Here is a 24,959-nt window from a genome sequence, read left to right as displayed (position 1 = left end):
TCCGGCGGACCTATGCGGGAGACGGGGGCACGGTGAACGAGACGGAAGCGCTGGCGGACCGCTTCGAGGAGCACCGCGGGCGTCTCAAGGCGGTCGCCTACCGCATGCTCGGCTCACTGGCCGAGGCGGAGGACGCCGTCCAGGAGTGCTGGCTGAAGCTGAGCCGCAGCGACGCGGGCGCCATCGAGAACCTCGGCGGCTGGCTGACCACCGTGGTCGGCCGGGTCTGCCTGGACATGCTGCGCTCGCGCACGCGGCGCCACGAGGAGCCCCTGGACGACACCTTCGTGCCCGACCCCGTGATCAGACCGCTCTCGACGATCGACCCGGAACAGGAGGTTCTCCAGGCCGACTCGGTGGGCCTGGCCCTGCTGGTGGTCCTGGAGACGCTGGAGCCGGCCGAGCGGATCGCGTTCGTGCTGCACGACATGTTCGCGGTGCCCTTCGACGACATCGCGCCGATCGTGGAACGCACCTCGTCCGCCACCCGGCAGCTGGCCAGTCGCGCCCGGCGCCGGGCGCGGGGCGCGACACCGTCGTCCGAGCCCGACCTCGGCAGACAGCGGCAGGTCCTCGACGCCTTCATGGCGGCCTCCCGCGCGGGGGACTTCGAGGCGCTGCTCGCGGTCCTCGACCCGGACGTGGTGCTGCGCGCGGACTCCGGGCCGCTGGCCCGTGGCGCGGCGGCGTCGAAGGTGGTGCGCGGTGCGAAGCCGGTGGCCGAACAGGCGCTGCTGTTCGCTCAGTTCGCTCGATACGCGCAGCTCGTGCTGGTCAACGGGGAGATCGGGGTCGTCCACGCGCCCGAGGGGCGGCCACAGTCGGTCATGGGCGTCACCATCGCCGACGGCCGCATCACGCACATGTACATCCTGGCGGACCCCGAGCGGCTCGCCGGCCTCGATCTGCCGGGCCCCGGCGGCTGAGTCACGGGGCAGCTCACTGGCGAGTTTCCGTTCCGTATGCTGAACGGTATGCAAGATCAGATGTTCGACCGGGCCGACCTGCACGGTGACTGCACAAACTGCTTCGGGCTGTGCTGTGTGGCCCTTCCCTTCGCCGCGTCCGCCGACTTCGCGGTCGACAAGGCGGCCGGGAAGCCCTGCCACAACCTGCGTGAGGACCACCGGTGCGGCATCCACGACCGGCTCCGGCAGACCGGTTTCACCGGCTGCACCGTCTACGACTGCTTCGGTGCCGGACAGAAGGTCTCGCAGGTCACCTTCGGCGGACAGGACTGGCGGACGGGCTCACGTGAGCACGCCCGGCAGATGTTCGACGTCTTCCCGGTCGTCCACCGGCTCCACGAACTGCTCTGGTACCTCACCGAGGCACTCACCCTGCCCGCCGCCCGCCCCCTTTACGCCGACCTGCGCCGGATCCTGGAGAGGACCGAGGAGCTCACCCGGGGAACCCCGCAGGACCTGGCGGCGCTGGACGTGGCCGCGCACCGCCAGGACGTCAACGTGCTCCTGCTCAAGGCCAGCGAGCTGGCCAGGGCCGGCACCGGCGGCGGCCGCAAGAAGAACCGCCGGGGCGCGGACCTGATGGGCGCCCGGCTCAAGGGCGCCGACCTGCGGGGCGCGAACCTGCGCGGCGCCTACCTCATCGCCGCCGACCTGACCGGCGCCGATCTGCGCGGCGCGGACCTCATCGGGGCCGACCTGCGTGACACCGACCTCACGGACGCCGATCTGACGGGCGCCTTCTTCCTGACCCAGCCCCAGCTCAACGCGGCCCGGGGCAGCGCCGGCACACGGCTGCCCGCGTCAGTCGACCGACCTGTGCACTGGACAGCGGACGTCTGACCTCGCGCTGTCGACCATCCCGCCCGGGACGGGTCCGGTGCCCGCGGTGCCGGGCGTCCGCCGCTCCACGCGCAGCCGCAACCCCTCCGGCATCAGCGTCAGCCGCTCCGTCACCCGGAGCCGATACCCCGGGTCGGCCGGCAGCTCGTACCGGCGCAGCAGCAGGCCCAGCACCAGCGTGGCCTCGTGCAGCGCGAACTGGCGGCCGATGCACGCCCGCGCCCCCGTCCCGAACGGCTTGAAGGTGTGCGACGCACGCGTCCGCACGGCCTGCGGATCGAAGCGGTCCGGATCGAAACTCTCGGCGTCCGCGCCCCACACCTGCGGATCACGGTGCAACATCGCCGTCAGCACCAGCGCCCAGCCGCCCCGCCGCATCGGATGGGCACCGCCGAGCACGGTGTCCTCGCGCGCCTCCCGGGCGAAGGCGGGCGCCGTCGGCCACAGCCGCAGCGACTCGTCGAGAATCCGGCGCACATACCGCAGCCGCGCCACCTGGTCGTAGCCCGGCGCCGCCGTGTCGCCCCAGACGCGGTCCACCTCTGCGCGGGCGCGGGCCGCGACGTCCGGGTGCCGGGACAGATGGTGCAGGGCGAAGGAGAGCGCGCCCGAGGTGGTCTCGTGGCCGGCCACCAGGAAGGTGATCACCTGCCGGCGGACGTTCTGCGCGGAGAGCCGCTCGCCCGTCTCCGGATGCGTTGTCTCCAGCATCCGGTCCAGCAGATCACCGTCCCCGCCGCCGCCCGCCCTGCGGGCGCGGACCAGGTCGTCGACCGTGCGGTTGAGGTGGTCGATGTCGGCCTGGTTGCGCCGTGCGGCACGCCGTAGCAGGAACGGCGACGGCACGGTGTTGAGCCGCTGCGCGTAGCTGAGCGTGCCGACCATCGCCGTCACGAAGGGATGCGGTCGGGCGCGTTCGAAGGAGCCGAAGTCGTGCCCGAACCCGGTGCGGGCGATGGTCTCCAGGGTCAGCTTGGTCATGTCCCCGGACACGTCCACCGCCCGGCCCGCATCGGCGGCGCGATCCCAGGAGTCCATGAGCCGGTCGGCGACGGCCAGCATCATCGGGTGGTAGCCCGCCATGGCCTCCCGGCTGAACCCCGGCGCCAGGACGTCGTGCGCCAGCTGCCAGTTCGGCTCGTGGTTGTACGCCGTGAACAGGCCGTCCCCGACGACCGGCCGCAGGTTGGCTATGCCGAGCCCCACATGCTTGGCGAACCGCGACTCGTCCGCCATGTCGGCCGCGAGGCCGGCGCCCCACACGAACACGAACTCCTTGTTGAAGGCCTTGCGCCGGAAGATCGGCCCCAACTGCCGGGCGAACCGCAGGGAGTCCTGCAGCGGCGTACGCCGACTGGCGCCGAGCGCATCGCCGAGCAGCGGGAGCCGGTGCGGGGGATGCGGGATGCGGGACAACTCAGGCCAGCCGTGCTCGGCGCTGCGGAACCCCTTCGGAAGTCCGGACCCGGTTGTTGTCTCCGCCATGACGCGATCTCCCTCGATCTCCCGTGATCCAGCGGCACGTTGAGCTTGTTGTACGTGGGTTCAATAGGCGTTTCAGTCTGGTCCCGCTGTTGAACCCACGTCAAGTAAAGTGCGGGCATGGCCGCGAACCAGGGCGAGCGCACCCGCCGCCGGCTCAGCACGCAGGAGCGCCGTGAGCAGCTCCTCGCGGTCGGGGCGCGGCTGTTCTCGGAGAGTCCGTACGACGAGGTGTGGATCGAGCAGGTCGCCGAGATCGCCGGCGTCTCGCGCGGGCTGCTCTACCACTACTTCCCGACGAAGCGTGACTTCTTCGCGGCCGTCGTCGAGCGGGAGAGCGAGCGCATGCTGCGGATGACGGCCGCCGTGCCCGGAGTCCCGGTCCGCGAGCAGCTCGCCGCGAGCCTCGACACGTATCTGGAGTACGTCGAGGCGCACGCGCACGGTTACCGCGCCTTCCATCGCGCCGACGCGGCCGGCGACCGGGCCGTGCGCAAGGTCTACCAACAGGCCCTGGCCGCGCAGGAGAAGCAGATCCTGGCGGCGATGTCGGCCGATCCCGAGTTCGGCCCGGTCTTCGAGGAGCGGCCCGACGTCCGGCTTGCCGTGCGGGGCTGGCTGGCGTTCACCGCAGCCGTCTGTCTGGAGTGGCTGCGCGGTTCCGACCTCTCCCGGGAGCAGGTGCGCGACCTGTGCGCCCGCGCCCTGCTGGGTGTCATCACCCGCTGAACGCCTCGCGCACGTCCAATGAGATCGCACAGGAACGCCGTGGCTGGTTGGCGCACGGCTCGGTCTTCGATAGGTTAGGTGAGGCTTACCTAAGGAGGTATGGGATGGGTGACAGCCAAGCCTGGACGGCGGCGCCTTCCGCGGCGGAACGAGCCCGGTCGGTGCTGGCCGGCGCGTGGTCCTGCGGGGTGACCGCGGAGAGCTGCCGCGAGGAACTCGTGGGCGCGCACACCGTGACCGAGGAGGGGCGCGTCCTGCTGGAGGTGCCGGAGGACAGCGTGCTCGTCACGGCGGCGATCTGCGCGCCCCGCGGAGAGCCCTCCGCCGTCCTGGAGTTCGCCGACGTCGCCCCCGTGCCCGTGCGCAGGCGGATCCGCACCCGGCTCTGGATGTCCGGCTGGTTCACGCCCGAGGACGGCAAACTCGCGTTCAAGGCGACCCGCGTGGTGCTGCGCCAGCCGTCCGGCGCCGTGGTCGTCGACCTCGACGAGTTCGCCGACGCCGCGCCCGACCCGCTGGCCACCGCGGAGGCCCGGCTGCTCACCCACCTCGCCGACTGCCACCCGGACGCCGTCGAGCGGCTCACCCGCCTCGTGGAGCCCGACAGTCTGCACGGCGCCGTCCGCGTCCAGCCGCTCGCCGTCGACCGGCACGGACTCACACTGCGCATCGAGCGTGCCAGGTCCCACGGTGACGTACGGCTGCCGTTCCACCGGCCCGCCGACGACGTCGCGCAGCTCACCGAGCGCATGCACATCCTGCTCGCCCAGGCCACCGCCGCCTCCTGCCCGCGTGCCCTACAGCGGCAGCGCGCAGACGGCGACGGGTGACGCGAACGGCTCGCCCGCGAGCTTCAGTTCACCGCTGTCCTCGTCGACATGGAAGACGCTGACGGTGCTCGACCGCTGGTTCGCCGTGAACAGCAGCGTGCCGTCCGGCGAGAGGGCGATCTGCCGCGGGAAGTCCCCGGACACCGGCACCGTGTCGAGCAGCCTCAGCCGGGCGCCGTCCGCCTCCACCGCGTAGCGCGCGAGGCTGTTGTGGCCCCGGTTGGCGAGGTAGGCGTACCGCCCGTTCCGCGTCACCACGAGCTGCGCCGGATAGCTGGTGCCCGAACCCGTGCCCGTGGACTGCCCCGCGCCGATGCTCAGCCGGCCGGTGCCGGGGTCGTACGCGCAGACCGCCACGGTGTTGTCGACCTCGTTGGCCAGATATGCGTACCGGCCGCCCGGGTGGAAGGTGAGATGCCGCGGGCCCGCACCCGGCTCGGTCCGTGCCCGGGTGACCTCGGTGAGCGTGCCGGCCTTCTGGTCGAGGCGGTAGGAGTACACCGTGTCCGTGCCCAGGTCGACGGCGAGCACATGGCCGCCGTCGGGGCTGGTGACGAACTGGTGCGCATGCGGGCCGTCCTGGCCCGGACCGGGCTCCGGGCTGGAGTGCGTGACGAGGTCGGTCCGCTCACCGAGCGCGCCCGAGGCGTCGATCGGGTGCACGGCCACGCTGCCCGTGCCGTAGTTGGCGCTCAGCAGCCAGCGTCCGCTCGGATGCACGGACAGATGGCAGGGCGCCGCGCCGCCGGTGCTCCGGCTCCCCAGAACCTTGCGGTCGGCAAGGCGGACGGCGGTCACCGCACCGTCGTCACGCTCGTTGACCGCGTACAGCGTCCGGCCGTTCGGGTGCACCGCCAGATATGACGGGTCGCCGACTCCTGCGACGGTGCCGGTGCCGGTGATCCGGCCCGATTCCGGGTCGTACGTGGCCAGGCCGACGCCCTCCCCGCCGCCGTCGACGGAGGTGTAGGTGCCGAGGTGGAGCGGGCGGGGGCCGGACGGCCTGCGGCTCTCGGCCTGGGCGGTCGGACGCGTCCCGGTGCCGGTGGCCTCGGGAGCCGCGGTCCCGGCCGTGTCCGCGGGGGCAGGCGCGTCGTCACACGCCGTGGCCGTCGGGAGTGTCACGCCCGCGGCCGATCCCGCGAGGGTTCCGACGAATCGGCGCCTGCTCAGCCCACCACTGCCCATGTCCACACCTCAGGTCGTCGGTCGTCGTGGTCGCGACTGCAACCTTGGCGTGGATCAGCAGCCCAGCGCAAGAACGGCAACGCGCGTTGCGCAGGGTGCAATGGAAGGGCGGGGCGACCGCTCGGCTCCCGCTGGCCGTCTGTCAGCCCGGAGTCGTCGTCCCCCGGCTACCAGTCGCCGTCCTCCACCGGCTTCCCCGGTGCGTCCTTGAGCGGCTTCACCTGGCCCGGCGACGGTGCCTGCCAGGGCTCGTGGTCGTCGCCGAGCCAGTCGCCGACCGGCTTCACCGCCCCCAGCGTGTCCGTGGGGGCGAGATCCACGGCATCCTGGTCGTAGTACTCGAACCAGGGCAGCGCCGCGCGTGTGTACGCCGCCCGGTCCACCGGCGACGGCGGGGGAGCCTCGCCGGTGATGCGGCGCCACTCCGGGGGCGTGACCAGATGGACGAAGACCCGGCCGGCGGGAGTCTCGGCCCAGTCCGAGAGCGGGCGGTCGTCCTCGTAGACCTCCTGGCGCATCGAACCGCCGACGCCCAGGCCCATCGCCGCGGCGGCCCGGCGCGTCCCACCCGCCGGAGCGGCGGCCGGCGCCGGGACCGCACCCTGGGCGGGTGCCGCCGCCATGGGCATGGCGGCGCCGTAGCCCCCGGACGGCATGAACGCCCGTGCCCGCTCCGCCCGCAGCCGCTCCTCCTGACGCCACCTCGCCAGCTGCGGCTCCTTCAGCGGGAACGACTGCAGCTGTACGCCGCCCCAGACCTCCTCGCCCGTGACCTGGCCCTCGACGGTCGCGCCCAGCCCGAGCGGCACCGCCACGAACTGGCGGACCGTGCCCTTCCCGGAGTTGATGCCGTCCAGCCAGGGCTGGCGGGGCAGCACGACGTAGTTCTGGCGTTTGCGCCGCAGCCGGTCGCTCCACGGCTTCCCCGAGACCGCGCACACCTTGCCCACGCCGACCTGGAGGGCGGCCGGCTCGGCGGTGCCCCCGAAGCTCAGCCACATCGCCTCGCGCAGATACACCGGGAGCATCACACCGCCGCGCGCCCGCCACTCCTGCGGAACCGTGTCCGCGTAGTCCGCAACCCGCCGGACCGGAAACTCCCCGAGCCCCGGCGGCAGCGCATGGGTGCCCGACTCGGGCAGCCGCAGCGTACGCATGAACCGCACCGCCACCCCGTCCGGCAGCCGCAGTGTGTTCCCGTCGATCCGCACGGTCGTGTCGGCCATCGGCCCCGCTCCCTCGCATCCGGCGCCGGCCCCGTCCGTCCCCGCGCTCCCTACCGAGAACGTTCGAAGAACCCGGTCCGGTTCCGCCACAGCTGCTCCTGAACGCCCATCCGCTCGCGCAGCCGGGTCAGGCGCGGCATCCGGGCCCGGGACTCCTGCGACACGCGGTCCAGTTCCTCCAGCAGCCGGCGCGAGCGGTGCTCGGTGTCGAGCTCGTCGAGGATGCGGTTGACCTCGGTCAGGACGGCGCCGTGCAGCTGCCAGTGCTGCGTCTCGCGCTCGGCCTCCTCGCGCAGCAGCGGGGCGAGCTTGTCGCGAGTGCCCGCCGCCGTACGCAACTCGGCGGCCAGCCGGGACTCCGCCGCGTCGGCGTTGCTGCTGACATGCGTGGTGACCAGCACCGAGAAGCTGACCACCGCGTCGGCGATCTCGGACAGCAACTGCTCCAGGACGGCGCCCGTCTCCTTCCCGAACAGCGGCTCCGGCTCGCGGTCCTTCGCGATGTCCGTGAGGGAGCGGGCCAGCACCCGCAGCACGACCGTGCAGATCTCCAGTGTGTCCAGTCCGGTGCGCAGCACCACGCGGTGCAGCACGCTGTCGCGCACGCGTGGATTGAGCCGCAGGCTGTCCTCGGCCTGCCGCAGCGCCGCGTCCACCTCGACGATGTCGTGGTCGAGCCGGCGCGCCTCGTGCAGCCGCGCCGCGGCCTCCTCGAACGCGGGGCGGCCGGCCGCCTCCTCGCCGATGCGCAGCATCAACTGCCGGAGCCGGCGGGCCAGTCCCCCCATCGACTCGCCGGCCTCGTCCACCCACACCGGCGGCGCGAGGAGCAGATTGAAACCGAGCCCGACCACCGCGCCGATCAGCGTCTCGAGGACCCGCGCCCATGCCGTGTCCCCGACGGTCGTGACCCCGAGGACCAGCATCGCGCTGATCGCCACTTCGGGCACGTACTCGTTGACCCGGACAAGGTGCCCGACTCCGAGCGAGGCCACGATCAGCAGGGCGAGGCTCCACCAGGTCAGGCCGACCAGGAGGCTGAAGGCGATGGCCACCAGGACGCCGGCCACCACCGCGTTCACCCGGCGGATGCCGTTGGTGAGCGTGGCGTAGAAGGTCACCTGGACGACCAGCAGCGCGGTCAGGGGCGCGGTCAGCGGGGCGGCCTCGGGGCTCAGGCGCAGCGCGATGACGTAGGCGATCGTCGCCGCGGCCGCCGATCGCAGCGTCTGGACCACCACGGGGTCCCGGCGCAGCTTCCCGAGCCGTTCCCGGATTGCCGGCCCCTCACGTACCTCTCGCATCCTTGGGCTGTTCCCTTTCCACAGATGCTTCCCACACCCTGCTTGCGGAACGTAACGGTCCGCAAGGACCCCCAGATTGATCGCAGCGACCGCCGTACGGCAAGGGGCCGGGCTGGTGATCGTCGACACCCGCGCGAGGCCGGGCGGCCGAACGGGTCCGGGACTGGGGAAAACCCCCGCCGTCACCCCATGGTTGTCCGCACCCGGGGACGGAGGACCGTCGGATGGCCCCCGCCCTCCCGGAGGGCAAGCCTTGGATCATGCAATCGCATCGGCATCGGCATCGGACCGGATTAACGCTGACCCTGTTCATCATCCTCGCCGCCCTGACGACCGGCATCCCGGCCACGGCGGCACCCGCCACCACCACCTCCACCACCGTCGTCGAGGCGCTCGACCGCGCCGCCCACCCGCTGCGGACCGTGGAACCGGGCGGCGACACCCGGGATCTGCGCCCCCTGGACCGGATGATCGGCGACGCCCGGGTCGTCGGCCTGGGGGAGGCCACCCACAGCTCGCACGACTTCTTCGCCCTCAAGGCCCGCGTCTTCCGGCACCTCGTTCAAGAGCAGGGTTTCCGCACCTTCGCCCTGGAGGCACCCTGGAGCACCGGCCTGCGCCTCAATAACTATGTGCTCCACGGCAAGGGCGATCCCCGGCGCATCATGCGGGAGGAGTTCCAGCGGGACTACCTGTGGTGGAACAACACCGACTACCTGCGGCTGGTCGAGTGGATGCGCGGACACAACCTCCGGCACCCCGGCGACCCCGTCCGCTTCATGGGCGACGACGTCGCCTGGACCGGACCCGAGTTGTACGACGCCGTCGAGGCCTACGTGGCCGATGCCCGGCCCGAGCTGAGCACCCGACTGGCCGAGCTCTACCGCGGGCTGCGGCCCACCGTGCCGGCCGGCGCGTACATCGAGCAGTACCTGGGCCTGCCGTATGCCGAACGCAAGGAGCGGGCCAAGCGCACGGGCGAGGCGCTCGCGCTGCTGCGGCGGCAGGCCGCGGGCGGGCCGGGCACCGCCGCCCACGGGGAGGCGTACGACTGGGCCGTTCAGCAGGCGACGGTGATCGACCAGACCGCCCGGCAGTACGACTTCGACGTCGAGGACCCCGCGCAGATCGCCGAGGCCATGCGGTACCGCGACGGGGCGATGGCCGCCAACGTGGTGTGGTGGCAGGAGCGCACCGGCACCAGGGTGCTGCTGTCGGCCCACAACAACCACGTCGGCTACGTCCCCGAAGAGCCCGCCCAGAACCCCAAGGTCCAGGGCGCCTTCCTGCGCGACCGGCTCGGCGCGGGCTATGTGAGCGTGGGCCTGACCTTCGGCCACGGCTCGTTCAACGCCACGGGCTGGGACGACGACACCATCCGCCGCTGGACGCTCGGCCCGGCGGGCCCGGGCACCAACGAGCGGACCCTCGACCGGGTGGCACGGCACGGCGACTACGTACTCGACCTGCGGTCCGTCGGATCACCGGCTGACGACTGGCTGCGCCGGGCCAGGCCGACGCGCAGCATCGGCACCGCCTATCCGGACGGCCCGCACGACATCGCGCTCGCCCGTAGCTACGACGTCCTGATCCATCTGCGCGAGGTGGAGGCGGCGCGGCTGCGGGACCGGTAGTTGTCCGTCAGACGTAGAGTTTGTCGATGAAGGCGGACAGATTGCCCGTGGTCCGGGCGATCTGCTCCTCCAGCGTCAGGCTCTCCTCGAAGCGGGCGCCGGAATCGAGGATCTTCTTGCCCCGGATGTAGAGGGAGCAGGCGAGGTCGGTGCACATGTACACGCCGACGGAGTTGCCCTCGCGTCCGGCGGGGCCCGCCTTGCGCGCCGTCATCAGCGAGACGCCGCCGCCCGGATGGGTGGTCAGACAGAGCGAGCACATGCTGCGGTGCAGGAACCCGCGCCGCGAGGTCGGGAACCGGAAGGTGACACCCACGGCCCGTCCCTCCCGCTCGACCACCAGATAACTGCGATCGGGCGCTCCCGGATCCCGCCACCCCAGGAAGTCGAGGTCGTCCCAAGGGCGTTCACCGAGATCGCGGGGAGGGAGACGCGCTTGGCCTCCCCTTTCGAGCAGTTGATGAAAGAGTTGCGGATGTCCTGCTCGGTGAGCGACTTCATGGGGGCCTCCTGGGGTCAATCCTGCCAAACCTAGAGGTCCTAGGTTCATGGCTAGGTTAGGCAGGTCGGGGGAGGGAGAGCCAGTGAATTTCGACGAGGTCGGGTCACTTCGGGCCCGGTCGGCACTACGGCATGTCGCGGCCTCTTCCTCAGGCCCTGCCCTCGACGCCGACGTGCGCGTCACCCTCAACTTCCATCCGGACCGGCTGGTGCGCGGCACGCCCATCCTGCGCGCGCTGGCCGAGGACGGCACGTACCACTCCCAGTTCGTCACGGGTACCAGCAACGGCGGGCTCACCGCCCACCCCGGCGGCGACCGCTGGCGTTGGGAGAGCCGGATCTTCGGCGGGGCCTACGACGACGCGTCCGCGCACGAGCGGCCCGTGTACGGCGCGCTGAACTTCCGGCACCAAGTGGTGGGCGCCGCCCCACGGTTCGGTTCCTCACACTTCCGGCTGGCCGGGACAGCGCTCGCCCGCGCGACCTTCTGCTACCCGGACAGCGCGGCAGAGCCGGCCGATTTCGGGGTGGCCGCGGGCATGCAACTCGTCGCGCTGGCCGAGGCCGACGAGCGGGACGCCCTCAACGACTACATCGAGGCGCAGATCCACGGCGGAGTCCGCCTGGCCGGCGACGTAGAGGCCGTGGTCCTGGACGCCTCCTACCGTGGCACCCCCGTCGAGACGGCGGCCCGGTCGCTGCCCTGCCCGGTCGAGTGGCATCCCGGCTACCGGCTCACCGTGCCCGAACTGCGCCGCCACGCGGACTACCGAGGCCAGGAGTACGTCGACCTGGGCGCCCGGATCGCGCAGGACGGCCGCATCGACCCACGCGTCATCGGGGACGCCGCACGCACGGGACGCCACGAACTCCAGGACCTGAAGATGGTCTGGCACACCCTCGCCCGCTTCGGCGCCCCCGACGGTGCCGGCACCGCCTACTCCGCCCCGCCCCGAACGGCCGGTGTCGGTGGCCACATCCCCGGAGCCAGCACTCCCAGCGCGTAGGCGCGGGCGACCAGTTCCGTGCGGTTCGCCGCGTTCCAGCGGGACGAGAGGCGGCGTAGGTGGTAGTTCACGCCGTCGACCGTGAGGTCGGTGTCGCGGGCGGCCTGGGCGGTGGTGGTGCCTGAGGCGAGGAGGGCCAGGATGCGGGCCTCGATGGGTGCCACCTTCAGGGGGCGCTGTTCGTGGGCCTCGCGCTCGGCGAGGACGCGGAGCATCACCAGCAGCGCCGGCGTGTCCTCCACCGTGTCGCTCACCGGGTCCGCCGTGAGCTCCCCGTACCGCTGCGCACCGTCCGGCGCCTGCCAGCGCACCGACACCTGGTACCGCGACCGGTGCCGCAGCCGCAGTGCCTCGGCGATCCGCTCCACCTGCGTCGCCTCCTGCGGCCGGAACAGCTCCAGCACGTCCCGGCCCCGCAGGCGCCCCGGTGTCGTACCGCACTCGGCCGCCATCGCGGGATTGGCCACCTGGACCGCGCCGTACACATCGCACACCGCGACCGGCACCGAGACGCGGTCGAACAGCATCAGGGCACGGTTGCGCCACACCACGGCCGCGGGGTGGGTCCAGTCCACTGGCACCTCCTGTCACCGGGCGCAAGGGCCGCGCCCGTATCCGCACTACACAATCATGTAGTGCGGGGGTGCGGTCGGCCGGGACCCGTCGCACACGCTTGATCGCAGTACTCCCGTACCGCGAAAGGCACTTGTCGCGCCATGCCCCCCACCGCGCTGCACCCCCAGCCCCTCGACGCCCTCCCCGGCGTCCCCGTCGTCGACATCACCGCCGTAGGACCCGGCCGCACCCCGATCCAGCAGGTCATGGAGCTGATGCGGGAGCACGGGCCGGTGCTCGTGCGGCGGCTGCACGGGCGGGACGCACTGTTCACCGCCGACCTGGACCTGGTCGCCGACCTCGCGGACGAGAAGCGGTTCGCCAAGCACGTCGGGCCCGCCCTGGAGAACGTGCGTGAGTTCGCCGCCGACGGGCTGTTCACGGCGTACAACGACGAACCGAACTGGGCCAGGGCGCACGACATCCTGATGCCCGCGTTCGCGCTCGGCTCGATGCGCACCTACCACCCGGTGATGCTGAAGGTGGCCCAGCGGGTCCTCGCGTCCTGGGATCGTGACGCCCGTGACGGGCAGCCGGTCAACGTCCCCGACGACATGACCCGCATGACCCTCGACACCATCGGGCTCGCCGGCTTCGGCTACGACTTCGGGTCGTTCGAGCGAGCCGAGCCCCACCCCTTCGTCGAGTCGATGGTCCGCTGCCTGGAGTGGAGCATGAACCGGCTCGCCCGCATCCCGGGCCAGGACCACTCCGCCGCCGACGCGGCCTTCCGGGACGACGCCGACTACCTCGCCCAGGTCGTCGACGACGTCATCGCCTCCCGCGCCGGCACCGACCAGCGCGACGCCGAGGACCTCCTCGGACTGATGCTCACCGCCGAGCACCCGCAGGACGGCAGCACCCTCGACGCGGCCAACATCCGCAACCAGGTCATCACCTTCCTGATCGCCGGCCACGAGACGACCTCCGGCGCGATGTCCTTCGCGCTGTACTGCCTCGCCAAGCACCCGACCGCGCTCCGGCTCGTGCAGCGCGAGGTCGACGAGCTGTGGGGCGACCAGGCCGACCCCGAGCCGACGTACGACGAGGTCGGCAAGCTGACGTACACCCGACAGGTCCTCAACGAGGCGCTGAGGCTGTGGCCCACGGCCGCCGCATTCAGCCGCCACGCCCTCGAGGACACCCTGCTCGGCGGGCGCATCCCGCTGCGCGCCGGGCAGCCCGTCACCGTGCTCGCACCGATGCTGCACCGGCAGCCGGTCTGGGGCGACAACCCCGAGCTGTTCGACCCGTCCCGGTTCACGCCGGAGGCGGAGGCGGCCCGCTCGGTGCACGCCTTCAAGCCGTTCGGCACCGGTGAACGCGCCTGCATCGGACGGCAGTTCGCCCTGCACGAGGCGACCATGCTGCTGGCGATGCTGGTGCACCGCTACCGGCTGCACGACCACGCCGACTACCGCCTCACGGTCAAGGAGACCCTCACCCTCAAGCCCGACGGCTTCACCCTGACCCTGGCCCCGCGCACCCCGGCCGACCGCGTCCACAGCCCGCTGCCCGGCGCCGCCCCGGCGGCCACGGAAGCCCTGTCCGACACGACCGCCCTCCCCGCCCGTGTCCGACCCGGCACCAGCGCCCTGTTCCTGCACGGCAGCAACTACGGCACCTGCCGCGACTTCGCCGCCCAGCTCGCCGACGAGGCCGCCGCCATCGGCTGCGAGACGCAGGTCGCGGCGCTGGACGACTACGCCGGAGGTCTGCCCACGGACCGCCCCGTAGTGATCACCGCCGCCTCCTACAACGGCCGCCCCACCGACGACGCCACCGCCTTCGCCGCCTGGCTGGACGAGGCAGTGGACGCCACGGACGTCACCTACGCCGTCCTCGGCGTCGGCGACCGCAACTGGGCCGCCACCTACCAGCAGGTCCCGACCCGCATCGACGACCGCCTCGCCGAACTCGGCGCCACCCGCCTCGTCGACCGCGCCGCCGCCGACGCCTCCGGCGATCTGACCGGCGCGGTACGGGACTTCACGACCAGGCTCCGCACCGCGCTGCGGGAGCAGTACGGCGACCCGGACGCCATCGTCCCGGTCGACGACGACGAGCCGACGACCGCGTACGAGGTCCGCACCCTGGCCGGCGGTCCCCTGGACGCCCTCGCCGAACGGCACGGCCTCGTCCCCATGACCGTCACCGAGGCGTACGACCTCACCGCGCCCGGCCACCCGCGCCGCAAGCGCTTCGTCCGCGTCGCCCTGCCGGACGGCGTCACCTACCGCACCGCCGACCACCTCACCGTCCTGCCCGCCAACGCCCCGGCCCTCGTCGACCGTGCCGCCGCCGCACTCGGTGTGGACCTCGACTCCGTCCTGGACATCCGGCCGACCCGCCCGCGCCGCGACGGCCTCGCACTGGACCGGCCTTTGACGGTACGTCAACTTCTCACCCATCACGTCGAGTTGCAGGAGCGGCCGAGCGTCGCCCAGCTCTCCGTCCTCGCCGCCGCCAACCCGTGCCCGCCGGAGCGCATGGCACTGGCGAACCTCACCGACGATCCGCGCACCCTGGTCGAGCTGGTCGAGGACTTCCCCGCCCTGCGCGGCGCCCTCGACTGGCCGCAGCTCCTGGAGATCCTGACCCCGCTGCGCCCGCGTCACTACTCCGTCTCGTCCTCGCCCGCCGTCGACCCGGGTCACGCGGACCTGATGATCTCCCTGCTCCAGGCCCCGGCGCGCTCCGGCAGGGGCACCTACCGAGGCACCGGATCCGGACACCTCGCCACCGTCCGGCCCGGCGACACGGTGTACGCCCGCGTACAGCCCTGCCGGGAAGCCTTCCGCGTCGAGGCCGACGCGCCGGTCGTCATGGTAGCCGCGGGTACCGGCCTCGCCCCGTTCCGCGGCGCCATCGCCGACCGTACGGCGGCCCTCGCGGCCGGCACCGAACTCGCCCCGGCCGTGTGCTACTTCGGCTGCGACGCCCCCGACGCCGACTACCTGCACGCCGAGGAACTGAGTGCCGCTGAGGCCGCCGGAGCCGTCTCGCTCCGCCCGGCCTTCAGCGCCGCCCCGCAGGACGGCGTGGCCTTCGTGCAGCACCGGATCGCCGCCGAGGCCGACGAGGTCTGGGAGCTGCTCGGTGCGGGTGCCCGGGTGTACGTCTGCGGGGACGGTTCGCGGATGGCGCCGGGTGTGCGGGAGGCGTTCCGTACGCTGTACCGGGAGCGCACGCCGGGTGCCGACGACACGGCGGCCGGGCAGTGGCTCGACGCACTGGTCGGGGACGGCCGTTACGTGGAGGACGTCTACGCGGCCGGCTGACCGAAGGGGCGGGGTGGGCGCACGGTGGTGGACGCCTGGGAACGGGCCCGGCAGGTCCTGGACGCGGTGGGCATACCGCCGGAACACCTCGCCCGCCTGCGCCCGCTGTCGGGCGGCACGTACAACACGGTCGAGGAGCTGCTCCTCACGGACGGCCGCCGGTATGTGCTGAAGGTGCCGCCCGCACCGACCGTCCCGGGGCTGCGGCACGAGCGCCGGCTGCTGCTGTCCGAAGCCGAGTTCTACCGCGGGGCCGCCAAGGCGGACGTACCCGCACCGCGTGTGGTGGCGGGCGGGGACCGGCTGCTGATGACGGCCTGTCCCGGCGAGCCCTGGAACGGTGACCTCACGGCCGCCGAACGGAAGGCTCTGCGCACGGAGTTGGGCCGTCAGGTGGCCCGCCTGCACCGGGTGACCGGACCGGGCTTCGGCTATCCGTCCGGCGCCCTCGGCCCGCTCGCCGCCGACTGGCGCACCGCGTTCACCGGGATGCTCGACGCCGTCCTCGACGACGCCCGCCGCTACGGGGCCCGGCTGCCCCGCCCCGCCGACGCCGTGGCGCACACGCTCCGGGCGGCCTACGACGCACTCGACGACGTCACCGTCCCGTACCTGGTCCACTTCGACCTGTGGCCGGGCAACATCCTGGTGGACCGCTTGTCGGGGGAGGCTCGGATCGGCGGCCTCATCGACGGGGAGCGCATGTTCTGGGGGGACCCGCTGGCCGACTTCGTCTCCCTGGCGCTCCTGGGTGACATCAAGGAGGACGAGGCGTTCCTCGCCGGCTACCGGGAGGCCGGGGGACGGGCCGGCTTCGACGTCCCGGCCCGGCTCCGTCTGGCTCTCTACCGCTCCTACCTCTACCTGATCATGATCACGGAGACGATCCCCCGCGCCGTCGACCCCGCACAGCACCGCTGGGTCCAGGACACGGTCGCTCCGGAGCTCATGGCGGCGCTGGCCGAGATCGGGGATCTGACGCCGTAGGCCACAATGGGGGACGATTCGAACAGAGCGCGGAGCAGGGCCGACCGAAGGGGAGCCGCATGGCGGGGCGGAACGGGCGCACGGTACGGGACCTCAGACGCGGCAACCGCACGGCCGTGCTGCAGCGCCTCTACTTCGACGGCCCCCTCAGCCGCTTCGAACTCGGCCCCACGACCGGGCTCAGCTCCGGGTCCGTCAGCAACGTCGTCGCCGAGCTGATCGCCGACGGCCTGGTCGAAGAGGCCGGCAGCGTCGACTCCGATGGCGGCCGACCCCGTATCCTGCTGCGCGTCGCGCCCGGCAGCGGTCACATGATCGGCGTCGACGTCGGCGAGACCCGGGTGCGGATCGGGCTGTTCGACCTGACCCTCACCGAACTGGCCCGCGCGGAGCGGCCGTTGGCGCAGCAGCGGTACGAGGTCGAGGGCATCGTCGGCCATGTGCGCGACGGCATCACCGAGGTGCTCTCGGGCGCCGGCGTCGGACCCGAGGGGCTCCTCGGCGTCGGCATCGGCGTCCCCGGGATCGTCGAGCGCACGCCGCAGCTCGGCGCCGTGGTGCACGGACAGACGATCGGCTGGGACGCGGTACCACTGGAGCAGCTCCTGCGCGAGGGCTCCCCACTCCCGGACTCCGTCCCCTACTTCATCGACAACGGCGCCCGGACCCTCGGCCAGGCCGAGATGTGGTTCGGCGGCGGACGCGGCGCCCGCAACGCGGTCGTGGTCCTCTTCGGCTCCGGCGTCGGCGCCTGCCTGGTCACCCCCGAGGTCGAGCACGGCCGGGCGGTCGAGTGGGGGCATCTGACGGTACGGGTCCGGGGGCGCCGCTGCCGCTGCGGTGCGCTCGGCTGCCTGGAGGCGTACGCGGGCGCCGAGTCGCTGCTCGCGCGATGGCGTGAGGAGGGCGGGAGCCTGCCGGAGGGCGCCGACGAGGAGACCGCGCTGGCGGCGCTGCTGGCCGGCGCGTATCCGCCCGAGGGCGGCACGGCAGACCCGGTGGCGCTCGCCGTACTGGAGGAGACCGCCGAGTATCTGGGCGCGGGCCTGTCCGACCTGATCAACCTCTTCCAGCCCGAGCGCATCCTGATCGGCGGCTGGGCGGGACTCCGGCTCGGCGCCCGCCTCCTGCCCGCCGTACGCCGTCACGCCGCCGCGTACGCCCTGCGGCAACCGGCCGGGAGAGTCACGATCGACCTGGGCAAGCTCGGCCCGGACGCCGTCACCGTCGGTGCCGCGATCCTGCCGCTCGCCGACTTCTTCGCCCGCGGCGGCCGACGCGCCGAGCCCGCGACCGAGGGCCCGGTGCCCGCCTGGCGCACCACCCTGGCTGAACGGGTGGCGCACTGAGGTTTCGCCGGCGGCCCGGGCGGTACTCGCGGGCCTTCGGACGACCTTGAACGACGCGAAGGAGGTGCATCATGGCCGACGACCGTCGCGAGGCGCCGGAACAGACCGGCGAGCCGATACCGAGGGATCTGCCGGACCAGCAGGCCGCCCCGGGGGAGGACCCGTGGGAGGTGCCGGCCGGGCCGGCGGAGGACACGACCACCGAAGCGGACGACGTGCCCGACACCGATGAGGCGGGCACGGGCCGGCAAGGCGTGCGGCAGTCCGGTGCGGTCCACCCCGAACATCCGGCGCCCGAGGAGTCGCCGGGCTGAGAGACGAGTTCCGGCCGGGGCCGAGCGGGGCGCCGCAGGCGTGGGTCAGCACACCTTGCGGCCCCGCATGGGCTCCGTCGGCGCTCCCTCACCGCGCTGGAGGCCCTGCACGAACTCCTCCAGCACCTCGGTCGCCGTGCGCTCCGGTCGCCAGCCCAGTTCCGTACGCGCCCGCGTGCAGTCCATCAGGGGCAGCCCGAGGACCGCGTCGAAGAGGTGCGGGGAAGCGGGCAGCAGGTGCAGCCCCCACGCGGCGGCGATCGCCGAGCGGGCCGCCGAGCGCGGGAGCCGGACCGGTCGGGCCCCGAGCATCTCGCCCAGCACCCTCGCGTCCACCGGCGGCTCGGCCGCCAGGTTGAACGCCCCCCGCACGTCGGACTTCACGGCCAGCTGATACGCCGTGGCGGCGTCGTCGCTGTGCAGGGCCTGCACCCGAAGTCCCGGGATGTCGGGCAGGAACCGCAGCAGCTCGGGCCGCGCCAGCGGCCCCGGCAGGAACCGTCCGCCGAAGATACGGCGCTGCTCACTCGCCGACTGCCGCTTGAACAGGAACGCCGGCCGCATCCGCACCACCCGCACCCTGGGGTGGGCCCGGTCGAAGGTGTCCAGCGCCCGTTCCAGGTAGGCCTTCTCCCGGCAGTACGCGGCGTCGGGCCAGCCGTGCGTCGGCCATGACTCGTCCACGGCGTGATCCTTCGGCCCCGGCGAGTATGCGCCCACCGACGACGCGTGGACCAGCGCCGGGACCCTTGCCGCCGCCACCGCCTCGAAGACCTGCATGCTGCCCAGCACGTTCGTGCGCCAGGTCGCCGCCGGATCGTGCGTCGGCTGGAACGCCCAGGCCAGATGGATGACGGCGGCGGCGCCCTCGAACATGTCCGCCAGATCGGAACGCTCGGCCGCCAGGTCCACCGCCGCCCACTGCGTCTTCGGCGGCGACCAGTCGGGGATCCGGCGGGCCAGCCCCAGTACGGAGCCGACCTCCGGATCCTCCGAGAGGAGCCGCACCACACTCGTACCGACATTGCCCGTGGCACCGGTGACAACGATCCTTCGGGCCGCTTCGCTGCTCACCTGCGGCTCCTCCCGAAGAGTGGGGACGGGAACCCCCGAGTACCCACTGTGGCTAGGCGGGGAACGCGTTCACGCCCGTCAGCTCCGCCGACAGCGTCCACAGCCGCGCCGCCTGCTCCGGGTCGGTGGCCCAGGCCTTGACCCCACTGGGGTCTGCGGCGTCGTCGGAAGCGGGCTCCGCGATGTCGCAGTCCTCCAGATAGACCCCGCCCATGCCGTTGAGCTGCGGCGATGTCGCGGCCCACACCTGTGTGGCCGCGCCCTGCTCGGCGGTCTTGAATGCCTCGGGGTGGAGCATGTTGCCCTGCTCGTCGATCCAGCCGCGCTCCACCATCTCCTCCTTGGCGAGGTGGCGCTGCAGCGGGGTGAGGATGCCGCCCGGGTGGAGCGAGAAGGCCCGGACCCCGTGGTCGGCGCCGAGCTTGTCGAGGTGGACGGCGAACAGGACGTTCGCGGTCTTCGCCTGCCCGTACGCCTCCCACTTGTCGTAGCCCTGACGCCAGTGGACGTCGTCCCAGCGGATCCCGGACAGGTGGTGGCCCCGCGAGGAGACCGACACCACGCGGGCGCCGCCGGGTTCGATCGCCGGCCACAGCCGGTTGACCAGGGCGAAGTGACCGAGGTGGTTGGTCGCGAACTGTGCCTCCCAGCCCGGCCCCACCCGGGTCTCGGGGCAGGCCATGATTCCGGCGTTGTCGATCACGATGTCGACCGTGCGGCCGGAGGCGAGGAAGCGCTCGGCGAAGCCGCGCACGCTCTCCAGGTCACCGAGGTCGAGTTCGTCCACCTCGACCCCGGCGAGGCCGGACAGGGCCTCCTCGGCAGCGGCGCGGCGGCGGGCGGGGACGACGACATGGGCGCCCGCCTTGGTGAGTGCCCGTGCGGTCTCCAGGCCGAGGCCGGAGTAGCCGCCGGTGACGATCGCGAGCTTTCCGGTCAGATCGATGCCGTGGAGGACGTCGTCGGCGGTGCTTGCGGCGCCGAAGCCGGAGCCGATCTTGTGCTGTGCAGTGCTCATGTGCGGAACGCTACGAATTGGAGCGCTCTCGAAGTCAAGCCGACCTGTGGGGACACGCCCGAACAGGAAAAAGCCCCGGCCGGACGGGGGATTCCGGTCGGGGCGGTCTTGAGGTGTGGGCGCGGATGGCGGTCGCCTCTCGGCGAAAGGCTCCACAGGGCTTCAGCCGAACGATCGTCCCTGTGGGCAAAAGGTGAGGCCCGGGGACACTGTCCCATCCGCACCCACGGCTGGTTCAACGGGAAACTACCGGCGAGTGTTCCAGCGTTTGCCCCGAAGTGCGGTGATGTGCGTCACGCCCCGCTCCGGCTCGTTGCCGCCCCGCTCACTTCACCGCTGACTTGTCGCGCGTCCAGGCCAGCAGCTCGTCCGCCGTCCAGGTGGTGAGCACCCGTTCGGCGGGCACCTCGCACTCCTCCGCCCGCGCACAGCCGTACCGCTGCCAGTCGAGCTGCCCGGGCGCGTGCGCGTCGGTGTCGACGGAGAACAGCACACCCGCCGCCACGGCCCGCCGCAGCAGCCGACGGGGCGGGTCCAGCCGCTCGGGCCGGCTGTTGATCTCCACCGCCGTACCGGACTCGGCGCACGCGGCGAACACCTCGTCCGCGTCGAACTCCGACTCGGGCCGGCCCCGCCCGGTGATCAGCCGTCCGGTGCAGTGGCCGAGGATGTCCGCGTGCGGACTGCGTACGGCGGTGACCATCCGGCGGGTCATCGAGCGCGCGTCCATCCGCAGCTTGGAGTGCACGGACACGACCACCACGTCGAGCCGCTGAAGCAGCTCGGGTTCCTGGTCGAGCGAGCCGTCGTCCAGGATGTCGCACTCGATGCCGGTGAGCAGCCGGAAGGGCGCCCAGGTCGCGTTCAGTTCCGCCACCACGTCCAACTGCTCGCGCAGCCGGTCCGCCGACAGCCCGCGGGCGACGGTCAGGCGCGGCGAGTGATCGGTCAGCACCGCCCACTCGTGGCCGAGCTCGGCCGCCGTCCGGCCCATCTCCTCGATCGGGCTGCCGCCGTCCGACCAGTCGGAGTGCAGATGGCAGTCCCCGCGCAGCAGCTCCCACAGCCGGTGGCCGTTCACGGGCGGCTCGGCCGCCGGCCGGCCCTCCAGGTCCGTCAGATAGGCGGGCACCTGACCGGCCAGCGCCTCGCGCACCACCTGGGCCGTCTTGGGGCCGACTCCCTTGAGCGACTCCAGCGTCCCGGCCTCCGCCCGCGCCCGCACCTCCTCCGGGGGCAGCCCGGCCAGCACACGCGCGGCCGTACGGAAGGCGCGTACGCGATACGTCGGCTCCAGAGACCGCTCCAGCAGAAACGCGATCCTGTTCAGCGCGTCGACCGGGTCCATCGCCACCTCCTCCTCCAGGGTTCCCCGGCCCTGCCGCGCCCGCACGGCGGCGGACGGCGCGGCGGCTGCGTGTCGCGGTCCGCCTGAAGGATTCGTTGACGCGGGTTGCGTTCTACGCTCTATTCATGACCGAAAGCGCGAGCCCGCACATTTCACAGCCGCGGATCATGGTGCTCGGGGTTCAGCCGGGCACGCCTCCGTTCCGCATCATGGAGATCGACGGCGAGGTCGTCGGTCAGCCGAGGACGATCACCGACGTCCTGGAGTACGCCGCCGCGTTCGGCATCACGGTCCACGACCTGGACGACCCGGACGTGGTCCGCTGGGTCGGCGGAGACAAGTTCACCTGGCGCCACCACTAGAAGTGGACGGCCCGGTCAGCCGACCGTCCATTTCTGGTTGCCGCCGCCGCTGCAGGTCCAGAGCTGCAGCCGGGTGCCGTTGGTCGAGTTGTTGCCGGTCACGTCGAGGCACTTGTCGGCCTGCGGGTTGACGATGTCGCCTGCCGCGGTGACCGTCCATCTCTGGTTGGGGCCGCCGGTGCAGTCCCAGAGCTGGACCGTCGTGCCGTCCGCCGTGCCGTTCCCGGCGGCGTCCAGACACTTGCCGAGCGCGCGGAGCGTGCCGCCCGAGCCCACGGACCACTGCTGGGCGGCGCTGCCGTTGCAGTCGTAGAGCTGTACGGGCGTGCCGTTCGCGGAGCTCGCCCCGGCCACGTCCACGCACTTCCCGGCCAGCCCCCTGATCGCGCCGCCGGCGGGGCTGTCGCCGGTCGTCACCGAGACGTGGTCCACCACCAGTTGCTGCGGGAACACCGTGGAGCCGTCCGGGTCGCCGGGCCAGTAGCCGCCCACCGCGAGGTTCAGGATCAGGAAGAACGGCTTGTTGAAGACCCACTGCCTGCCGCCCAGGTCGGCAGGTGTGCGCCGCTGGTAGACGTTGCCGTCCACGGACCAGGTGATCGAGTCGGGTGCCCAGTCGACGGCGAAGGTGTGGAAGGCGTCCGCGAAGGCCTGCCCGTTCGGGAGTGAGTATCCGGCGCCTATGCCGCCCGACCCGGAGTAGCCAGGGCCGTGGATGGTGCCGTGGACCGTCGAGGGCTCGAAGCCGACGTTCTCCATGATGTCGATCTCGCCCGAGTCCGGCCAGTTGACCGGTGTGCCGAGCATCCAGAACGCGGGCCACATGCCCTGCCCCCGCGGCACCTTCATGCGCGCCTCGATGTGCCCGTACTGCGCGGTGAACTTTCCGGACGTGTTCAGCCGGGCCGAGGTGTACTGACAGGTGCCGTACCAGCACTGGTAGTTGGCGGGGTTCTCGCGCCGGGCGGTGATCACCAGGTGCCCCTGGCCGTCCAGCGCCGCGTTCTTGTTGCCCGAGGTGTAGTACTGCCGCTCGTGGTTGTTGACGTTGTCGCCGGTCTCGATCTGCCACTTCGACGAGTCGACCGCGGCGCCGGCGGGGCCGTCGAAGTTGTCGGAGAACGTCACCGCGGCGGCCGAGACGTCCGGGGGTTCGGCCTGCGCGGGGCCGATCGCGGCGGACGCGACCAGGACGGCCGACAGGGCGGCGAGGACAGCGGTGCGGAGCAGGCGTGGGGAGGCCATCGTGCTCCCTTCCGTTCCGTGCGGCGGCCCGTGCGGGACGGGGTGCGCCGACCGAGGTGGGGGGTGAAGGTGTCGCCACTTGATTTAAGGAGTGAGTTAAGGGGCCGTCAATACCTTGGTACGGACCAGAACTTGAGTGTCCGGATCTCGCGGAGAGATCGCCCACACCCGGCATGGTTCGTCCGCTGCCGAAGTGTCGTGTTCCTAGGCTTCTCGCCATGAACGCCGCACACATCGGTGAACTGCTCGCCATCCTGGGCGCGGGCATGGCCGCCGGTGCCGTCAACGCCGTCGTCGGCTCGGGGACGCTGATCTCGTTCCCGGTCCTGCTCGCGACCGGCCTGCCACCCGTCACCGCCACGGTCTCCAACGCGCTCGGGCTGATCCCCGGCTCGATCAGCGGAGCCATCGGCTACCGCGAGGAGCTGCGCGGTCAGCGCCGGCGCCTGCTGAAATGGTGCTCCGGCGCCGCCCTCGGCGGGCTCAGCGGCGCCGCACTGCTCCTCGCCTTGCCCGCCTCGGCGTTCGAACGGATCGTGCCGGTCCTCGTGGGCCTCGCCCTCGTGCTGGTCGTCCTCCAACCGCTGCTCAGCAAGAAGCTGAGCAGCCGCCGGGCACGGAAGGGAAAGACGCCGCGTCCCGACGGCGGCCCCCTGCTGCTCGCCGGACTGACCCTGGCCAGCGTCTACGGCGGCTACTTCGCGGCCGCCCAGGGCATCATCTACGTCGCCCTGATGGGCATGCTCCTCGACGACAGCCTGCAACGACTGACCGGCGCCAAGAACGTGCTCGTCGCGGTGGTCAACTCCGTCGCCGCGCTGTTCTTCCTCGTCGCCGCGGACTTCGACTGGACGGCCGTGGGCCTCCTCGCGATCGGGTCCGCAGCCGGCGGCTTCCTGGGAGCCAGGACCGGCCGCCGGCTGCGACCCGCTGTGTTGCGCGCGTTCATCGTGGTCGTCGGCACGGTGGCCATCGTCCAGTTGCTGCTGCGTTAGGCCTTCGCGGTACGAGACCCCCGGGCGTGCACCACGCGGCTCAGTCGCCGGCCCAGCAGGAGGTACCCGATCAGGGCGCCCGTGGTGTTGAGGATGACGTCGTCGATGTCGAACGCGCGCCCCGTCACCAGGGCACCCTGCGCGAACTCGACCAGAAGCATCACGGTCGCCGTCAGCAGCAGGACTCGAAGGACACCGCGCGTCCGTGGCGCGACGACCGGAACGAGGATGCCGAACGGGACGCCCAGCAGGACATTGCCCCCGATCTGCTTGACGGCGTCCCGCAGTTCGGGCTGGTCCAGATAGGCCCGCAGCGAACTGCCCGGCTGCAGATTGGTGTGCGTCAGCGCCTCGGACGCGGGGGAGGGCTGCAGGGTGAGCTTCGCCAGCACGACGGCGAAGGCGACCATGAACGCGAAGGCGCACAGCATGGCGAGGAGACGGGCGAGAAAGCGCAGGGGGCTTCGCCTGGGGGGTGTGGTGCGCGCGGATGCGGCGGCGCGTTCGGACTTGGCGGTACGTCCGGACTTCACGGTCAATCCAAGCCTGGCGCTCAGTCCGGGCTTGGCGGTGCCTCCCGACTTCGCGCGGCCCGCGGACTTGCCCGCGCCCCGTGACTTCGCGCCGCCTGCGGACTTGGCCGCGCCCCGTGACTTGGAGCC

22 protein-coding genes and 1 pseudogene are annotated in these 24,959 nt (G+C 72.2%); 12 read left to right on the top strand and 11 right to left on the bottom strand.

Annotation, left to right across the window (positions count from 1 at the left end; translation table 11 throughout):
- The first annotated feature begins 32 nt into the window (after positions 1-32).
- Together sigJ and OHO27_RS03755 are read left to right on the top strand one after the other, a co-directional pair.
- Positions 33-926 (top strand): RNA polymerase sigma factor SigJ, encoded by an 894-nt coding sequence (sigJ, locus tag OHO27_RS03760; protein ID WP_328420262.1) that lies wholly within the window; start codon positions 33-35, stop codon positions 924-926.
- A 48-nt stretch (positions 927-974) separates the two neighbouring features.
- The gene (locus OHO27_RS03755) at positions 975-1,808 is read left to right on the top strand and encodes a pentapeptide repeat-containing protein (RefSeq protein WP_328420260.1); all 834 of its coding nucleotides are present in this window, start codon (positions 975-977) and stop codon (positions 1,806-1,808) included.
- Here OHO27_RS03755 and OHO27_RS03750 read toward each other — a convergent pair.
- Positions 1,770-3,293 carry a cytochrome P450 gene (locus tag OHO27_RS03750; protein ID WP_328420258.1) on the bottom strand — a complete coding sequence of 508 codons (1,524 nt, stop codon included), beginning with the start codon at positions 3,291-3,293 and terminating at the stop codon, positions 1,770-1,772. The genes OHO27_RS03755 and OHO27_RS03750 overlap by 39 nt on opposite strands.
- A 117-nt stretch (positions 3,294-3,410) precedes the next feature.
- Here OHO27_RS03750 and OHO27_RS03745 point away from each other — a divergent pair, with 117 nt between their 5' ends.
- Both OHO27_RS03745 and OHO27_RS03740 read left to right on the top strand, forming a co-directional pair.
- Positions 3,411-4,019, top strand: a complete 609-nt coding sequence (locus tag OHO27_RS03745; protein WP_328420256.1) for a TetR/AcrR family transcriptional regulator — start codon at positions 3,411-3,413, stop codon at positions 4,017-4,019.
- 104 nt (positions 4,020-4,123) lie between these two features.
- A complete protein-coding gene (locus tag OHO27_RS03740; protein ID WP_328420254.1) occupies positions 4,124-4,849 on the top strand; it encodes a DUF2470 domain-containing protein in 726 nt (241 codons plus the stop codon).
- On the opposite strand, the gene OHO27_RS03735 is transcribed toward OHO27_RS03740, so the two are convergent.
- The 3 genes from OHO27_RS03735 to OHO27_RS03725 form a co-directional block, all read right to left on the bottom strand.
- Positions 4,817-6,037, bottom strand: coding sequence for a lactonase family protein (locus OHO27_RS03735; protein ID WP_328420252.1), 1,221 nt, complete (start codon positions 6,035-6,037; stop codon positions 4,817-4,819). The genes OHO27_RS03740 and OHO27_RS03735 overlap by 33 nt on opposite strands.
- Before the next feature lie 167 nt (positions 6,038-6,204).
- The gene (locus OHO27_RS03730) at positions 6,205-7,263 is read right to left on the bottom strand and encodes a hypothetical protein (protein ID WP_328420250.1); all 1,059 of its coding nucleotides are present in this window, start codon (positions 7,261-7,263) and stop codon (positions 6,205-6,207) included.
- A gap of 50 nt (positions 7,264-7,313) precedes the next feature.
- Entirely contained in the window at positions 7,314-8,567 is a 1,254-nt protein-coding gene (locus tag OHO27_RS03725) for an FUSC family protein (RefSeq protein ID WP_328420248.1), read from the bottom strand.
- A 260-nt stretch (positions 8,568-8,827) separates the two neighbouring features.
- Between OHO27_RS03725 and OHO27_RS03720 the strand changes: the two genes are divergently transcribed.
- The gene (locus tag OHO27_RS03720) at positions 8,828-10,201 is read left to right on the top strand and encodes an erythromycin esterase family protein (protein WP_328420246.1); all 1,374 of its coding nucleotides are present in this window, start codon (positions 8,828-8,830) and stop codon (positions 10,199-10,201) included.
- A 7-nt stretch (positions 10,202-10,208) separates the two neighbouring features.
- Here OHO27_RS03720 and OHO27_RS03715 read toward each other — a convergent pair.
- Positions 10,209-10,702, bottom strand: a pseudogene (locus OHO27_RS03715) (FBP domain-containing protein).
- 83 nt (positions 10,703-10,785) lie between these two features.
- Here OHO27_RS03715 and OHO27_RS03710 point away from each other — a divergent pair.
- Positions 10,786-11,709 (top strand): DUF3626 domain-containing protein, encoded by a 924-nt coding sequence (locus tag OHO27_RS03710; RefSeq protein WP_328420244.1) that lies wholly within the window; start codon positions 10,786-10,788, stop codon positions 11,707-11,709.
- Here the strand turns inward: OHO27_RS03710 and OHO27_RS03705 are convergent.
- A complete protein-coding gene (locus tag OHO27_RS03705; RefSeq protein ID WP_328430340.1) occupies positions 11,640-12,236 on the bottom strand; it encodes a PAS domain S-box protein in 597 nt (198 codons plus the stop codon). The two genes, OHO27_RS03710 and OHO27_RS03705, sit on opposite strands and share 70 nt — an antisense overlap.
- Before the next feature lie 189 nt (positions 12,237-12,425).
- Here OHO27_RS03705 and OHO27_RS03700 point away from each other — a divergent pair, with 189 nt between their 5' ends.
- The 4 genes from OHO27_RS03700 (at position 12,426) to OHO27_RS03685 (ending at position 18,255) form a co-directional block, all read left to right on the top strand.
- A complete protein-coding gene (locus OHO27_RS03700) occupies positions 12,426-15,605 on the top strand; it encodes a cytochrome P450 (protein ID WP_328420241.1) in 3,180 nt (1,059 codons plus the stop codon).
- Between the two features lie 24 nt (positions 15,606-15,629).
- On the top strand, positions 15,630-16,592 hold the full coding sequence (locus OHO27_RS03695; RefSeq protein WP_328420239.1) for a phosphotransferase family protein: 963 nt from the start codon (positions 15,630-15,632) through the stop codon (positions 16,590-16,592).
- A 59-nt stretch (positions 16,593-16,651) separates the two neighbouring features.
- Entirely contained in the window at positions 16,652-17,941 is a 1,290-nt protein-coding gene (locus OHO27_RS03690; RefSeq protein ID WP_328420237.1) for an ROK family transcriptional regulator, read from the top strand.
- A 71-nt stretch (positions 17,942-18,012) separates the two neighbouring features.
- Positions 18,013-18,255 carry a hypothetical protein gene (locus tag OHO27_RS03685; protein WP_328420235.1) on the top strand — a complete coding sequence of 81 codons (243 nt, stop codon included), beginning with the start codon at positions 18,013-18,015 and terminating at the stop codon, positions 18,253-18,255.
- A gap of 45 nt (positions 18,256-18,300) precedes the next feature.
- On the opposite strand, the gene OHO27_RS03680 is transcribed toward OHO27_RS03685, so the two are convergent.
- From OHO27_RS03680 to OHO27_RS03670, 3 genes are all read right to left on the bottom strand, one after another.
- Positions 18,301-19,329, bottom strand: a complete 1,029-nt coding sequence (locus OHO27_RS03680) for an SDR family oxidoreductase (RefSeq protein WP_328420233.1) — start codon at positions 19,327-19,329, stop codon at positions 18,301-18,303.
- 52 nt (positions 19,330-19,381) lie between these two features.
- Complete coding sequence (locus OHO27_RS03675; protein WP_328420231.1) at positions 19,382-20,347, bottom strand: SDR family NAD(P)-dependent oxidoreductase; 966 nt, start codon at positions 20,345-20,347, stop codon at positions 19,382-19,384.
- Between the two features lie 325 nt (positions 20,348-20,672).
- Positions 20,673-21,695 carry a PHP domain-containing protein gene (locus tag OHO27_RS03670; protein WP_328420229.1) on the bottom strand — a complete coding sequence of 341 codons (1,023 nt, stop codon included), beginning with the start codon at positions 21,693-21,695 and terminating at the stop codon, positions 20,673-20,675.
- A 125-nt stretch (positions 21,696-21,820) separates the two neighbouring features.
- Between OHO27_RS03670 and OHO27_RS03665 the strand changes: the two genes are divergently transcribed.
- Positions 21,821-22,057: a hypothetical protein gene (locus OHO27_RS03665; protein WP_328420227.1), complete on the top strand. Its 237-nt coding sequence runs from the start codon at positions 21,821-21,823 to the stop codon at positions 22,055-22,057.
- 15 nt (positions 22,058-22,072) lie between these two features.
- Here OHO27_RS03665 and OHO27_RS03660 read toward each other — a convergent pair whose 3' ends face one another.
- Positions 22,073-23,302: a ricin-type beta-trefoil lectin domain protein gene (locus OHO27_RS03660; RefSeq protein ID WP_328420225.1), complete on the bottom strand. Its 1,230-nt coding sequence runs from the start codon at positions 23,300-23,302 to the stop codon at positions 22,073-22,075.
- A 218-nt stretch (positions 23,303-23,520) separates the two neighbouring features.
- On the opposite strand from OHO27_RS03660, the gene OHO27_RS03655 reads away from it, so the two are divergent.
- On the top strand, positions 23,521-24,297 hold the full coding sequence (locus OHO27_RS03655) for a sulfite exporter TauE/SafE family protein (protein WP_328420223.1): 777 nt from the start codon (positions 23,521-23,523) through the stop codon (positions 24,295-24,297).
- Here OHO27_RS03655 and OHO27_RS03650 read toward each other — a convergent pair.
- Positions 24,294-24,755, bottom strand: a complete 462-nt coding sequence (locus tag OHO27_RS03650) for a VanZ family protein (protein WP_328430339.1) — start codon at positions 24,753-24,755, stop codon at positions 24,294-24,296. The two genes, OHO27_RS03655 and OHO27_RS03650, sit on opposite strands and share 4 nt — an antisense overlap.
- Positions 24,756-24,959: the final 204 nt, after the last annotated feature.

The sequence above is a fragment of the Streptomyces sp. NBC_00443 genome (genome assembly GCF_036014175.1).
Classification (GTDB): Bacteria; Actinomycetota; Actinomycetes; order Streptomycetales; family Streptomycetaceae; genus Streptomyces.
The sequence above is the reverse complement of the archived record's forward strand: the minus strand, read 5'-3'. Positions and strand labels throughout refer to the sequence as shown.

What these genes read in the sequence shown, in the direction of transcription:
- OHO27_RS03755 (WP_328420260.1), top strand. Translation starts at nt 975, where the DNA reads ATGCAAGATCAGATGTTCGACCGGGCCGACCTGCACGGTGACTGCACA.
- OHO27_RS03750 (WP_328420258.1), bottom strand. Translation starts at nt 3,293, where the DNA reads ATGGCGGAGACAACAACCGGGTCCGGACTTCCGAAGGGGTTCCGCAGC.
- OHO27_RS03745 (WP_328420256.1), top strand. Translation starts at nt 3,411, where the DNA reads ATGGCCGCGAACCAGGGCGAGCGCACCCGCCGCCGGCTCAGCACGCAG.
- OHO27_RS03740 (WP_328420254.1), top strand. Translation starts at nt 4,124, where the DNA reads ATGGGTGACAGCCAAGCCTGGACGGCGGCGCCTTCCGCGGCGGAACGA.
- OHO27_RS03735 (WP_328420252.1), bottom strand. Translation starts at nt 6,037, where the DNA reads ATGGGCAGTGGTGGGCTGAGCAGGCGCCGATTCGTCGGAACCCTCGCG.
- OHO27_RS03730 (WP_328420250.1), bottom strand. Translation starts at nt 7,263, where the DNA reads ATGGCCGACACGACCGTGCGGATCGACGGGAACACACTGCGGCTGCCG.
- OHO27_RS03725 (WP_328420248.1), bottom strand. Translation starts at nt 8,567, where the DNA reads ATGCGAGAGGTACGTGAGGGGCCGGCAATCCGGGAACGGCTCGGGAAG.
- OHO27_RS03720 (WP_328420246.1), top strand. Translation starts at nt 8,828, where the DNA reads ATGCAATCGCATCGGCATCGGCATCGGACCGGATTAACGCTGACCCTG.
- OHO27_RS03705 (WP_328430340.1), bottom strand. Translation starts at nt 12,236, where the DNA reads ATGCTGTTCGACCGCGTCTCGGTGCCGGTCGCGGTGTGCGATGTGTAC.
- OHO27_RS03700 (WP_328420241.1), top strand. Translation starts at nt 12,426, where the DNA reads ATGCCCCCCACCGCGCTGCACCCCCAGCCCCTCGACGCCCTCCCCGGC.
- OHO27_RS03690 (WP_328420237.1), top strand. Translation starts at nt 16,652, where the DNA reads ATGGCGGGGCGGAACGGGCGCACGGTACGGGACCTCAGACGCGGCAAC.
- OHO27_RS03685 (WP_328420235.1), top strand. Translation starts at nt 18,013, where the DNA reads ATGGCCGACGACCGTCGCGAGGCGCCGGAACAGACCGGCGAGCCGATA.
- OHO27_RS03675 (WP_328420231.1), bottom strand. Translation starts at nt 20,347, where the DNA reads ATGAGCACTGCACAGCACAAGATCGGCTCCGGCTTCGGCGCCGCAAGC.
- OHO27_RS03670 (WP_328420229.1), bottom strand. Translation starts at nt 21,695, where the DNA reads ATGGACCCGGTCGACGCGCTGAACAGGATCGCGTTTCTGCTGGAGCGG.
- OHO27_RS03665 (WP_328420227.1), top strand. Translation starts at nt 21,821, where the DNA reads ATGACCGAAAGCGCGAGCCCGCACATTTCACAGCCGCGGATCATGGTG.
- OHO27_RS03660 (WP_328420225.1), bottom strand. Translation starts at nt 23,302, where the DNA reads ATGGCCTCCCCACGCCTGCTCCGCACCGCTGTCCTCGCCGCCCTGTCG.
- OHO27_RS03655 (WP_328420223.1), top strand. Translation starts at nt 23,521, where the DNA reads ATGAACGCCGCACACATCGGTGAACTGCTCGCCATCCTGGGCGCGGGC.